The sequence below is a fragment of the Candidatus Symbiopectobacterium sp. genome, assembly GCF_020054415.1.
GTDB lineage: Bacteria > Pseudomonadota > Gammaproteobacteria > Enterobacterales > Enterobacteriaceae > Symbiopectobacterium.
The window spans coordinates 1-2270 of record NZ_JAHWCO010000055.1 but is presented as its reverse complement, the minus strand read 5'-3'; the positions used below and the strand labels follow the sequence as shown (position 1 = coordinate 2270).

The 2270-nt window shown below is 52.2% G+C and carries 3 protein-coding genes and 2 pseudogenes; 3 read left to right on the top strand and 2 right to left on the bottom strand.

Features of this window, described 5'->3' with window-relative positions; genetic code table 11:
• The 3 genes from QZ506_RS01830 to QZ506_RS01820 form a co-directional block, all read left to right on the top strand.
• Positions 1-217 (top strand): IS1 family transposase (locus tag QZ506_RS01830; protein WP_291968637.1); only part of this gene is annotated, 217 nt, incomplete at its 5' end.
• Positions 217-339, top strand: coding sequence for a hypothetical protein (locus QZ506_RS01825; protein WP_291968635.1), 123 nt, complete (start codon positions 217-219; stop codon positions 337-339). The genes QZ506_RS01830 and QZ506_RS01825, both read left to right, overlap by 1 nt.
• A gap of 66 nt (positions 340-405) precedes the next feature.
• Entirely contained in the window at positions 406-540 is a 135-nt protein-coding gene (locus tag QZ506_RS01820; protein ID WP_291968633.1) for a hypothetical protein, read from the top strand.
• A gap of 75 nt (positions 541-615) precedes the next feature.
• Here the strand turns inward: QZ506_RS01820 and QZ506_RS01815 are convergent.
• Together QZ506_RS01815 and QZ506_RS01810 are read right to left on the bottom strand one after the other, a co-directional pair.
• Positions 616-2043, bottom strand: a pseudogene (locus tag QZ506_RS01815) (methyl-accepting chemotaxis protein); the annotation flags it as partial.
• Positions 2044-2098: 55 nt separating this feature from the next.
• A pseudogene (locus tag QZ506_RS01810) lies at positions 2099-2270 on the bottom strand (IS5/IS1182 family transposase); the annotation flags it as partial.

The window sequence follows — 2270 nt, the reverse complement described above, 5'->3', positions numbered from 1 at the left end:
TCATGCAAACACGGATGGCTACAGGGCTTACAACGACGAACTTCCAAAAGTAAAACACATTGTTAGCAAGCTGTATACACAGCGTATTGAGCGTGCACATCTGACACTGCGTAACCGATTGCAACGGCTCAATCGCAAGACTCTCGGATATTCAAAATCATCCGAAATGCACGATAGGATCATCGGTACTTACATCGAACGCGAGTACTACGTTTGATGCTACATCAACTCATTGAATACACGACCCCTTCCTGCCGAAAGAAGTGCCTATCGATGCCGCACTTAAAACCGCTGATAATGCACTGTATCGCGCTAAAAAGTCTGGGCGCAACAAAGTGATTGTGCAGGATATCCCAGAGGACTTGGCGCTAATGCGGCACAAGCAGCACAAGGATTAGCGGTGTTGTGGCAAAGAAAAACTGGGCGCTGGCGATGCAGCGCCCAGAAGAGGGATCAAAACGAGGTCCAGTCCTGATTATTCTGTGCGGATGTGCCTGTGGCCAAGGCCAGCGTGGGCTTGGCTGGCTGGGCAACCGTTGATTACCGTGTGGACAACGGCGTGGCAGTAGCCTCTCCGGCATTAAGTTTGAGTGCACTCACTGTATGGGTCAATGCTGACGCTTGGGATTGCAGCGACATCGCAGCGGCCGCCGACTCTTCCATCAGCGCGGCATTCTGCTGGATCGTGGTATCAATCTGCACAAGCGCGACGTTAATCTGGCTAACGCCATCGCTCTGTTCTTGGCTGGCTTGAGAAATCTCCGCGATGATGGCGTTAACGTCCTGTACATGGTTGGTCAAACGACCCAGAGTTTCATCGGCACTGTCTACCAGATTCATCCCGTCCTGAATGTTGCTGACGGTATCATCGATCAGCGTCTTAATCTCCTTGGCTGCCGTCGCACTGCGCTGCGCCAGTGAACGCACTTCGCTGGCGACCACGGCAAAACCGCGCCCTTGCTCACCCGCGCGCGCCGCTTCTACGGCTGCATTGAGTGCCAGAATATTGGTTTGGAATGCAATGCTGTCGATAACGCCAATAATCTCAGCCATGCGCTGCGATGATGATTGAATACCACGCATTTTTTGCGTCACCGAGAGCATCACTTCACTGCTGTTTTTGGCTGCATCTGATGCCTGATGCGAAACCGACGTTGCCTGGCGGGTATTATCTGCGGTGTTCTTGATGGTTGAGGTCAGCTCTTCCATGGAGGAGGCAGTTTGTTTCAGCGAACTGGCCTGCTCTTCGGTACGCGCAGAGAGATCCTGATTCCCCGTGGCAATCTGTGAAGCCGCCGTGGAAATCGCCTCAGCACCATCGCGTACTTGGCCCACAATATGACGCAGGCTGCTGTTCATGTTATCCAATGCCTTGAGCAGCAGACCGGTTTCATCCTGATGAACAGCCTGTACGCGATAAGTAATATCGCACTGCGCTACACGATCGACCAGCGCCTGATGAATCGGACGTTTCACGCTACGCGTAATAAGCCAGGCGATTATACCGCCTGGCGCTGCTGCTGCCAGGCAGATCAATACCAGCAGCAGCCGCGTTTGGTTGTAGGTGGTGGTCATGGTATCGAGGGTTTTGGTCATGGTGCCGTTTTGAAAAGCGACCAGTTTGCGCACTTGCTCGCAGTAGTTGCGCTGTATATCATTCATGGCGGTGGAAAATTCCCGCACACCGGCCTCACGATCTCCGGCGTTCAGCGCTGCAATAATCTTATCGCATGATGCCAGAAACTGTGGACGAATCTGTTGGATATCCAGAATGACCTGTTGCGATGCCTCAGGGCTGTTGCTGGCAACCAATTTATCCAGCAACTGGCCACAGCGTTTGCGCAGATCGCACAGCATGTCCAGCGTGCTTTTTACTTGAGCCGGATCGGTGACCAGCAACAGTCGTTGATAGGCAACCAACGTGCTGTTTACCACATCGATAAGGTCGGTGGTTATCACCGTATCAGGGTAAAACCGCGTGACAATCAGCTTAACATCTTCATGAAAAAACGATAGTTTCGAGATTGAGAACGCATTGACAACGGCTTTGTTGAATAAATCAGAAATTGTAACGACTGCGCCCCATACGGGTCGATTGTTACGTGATGCGAATACTGTTCGGCATTCCTAATAGCGTGATCCGGTTAAGCGCTTTGACCATGGTCATGGCTTCACCCACCTGAGCATCGTAGTCTCTCAGACTTAGATGACCACCCAGAAGCCTTTTGAACCGGAACATGGCCGTTTCAGCCACTGAGCGCCGGTGATAG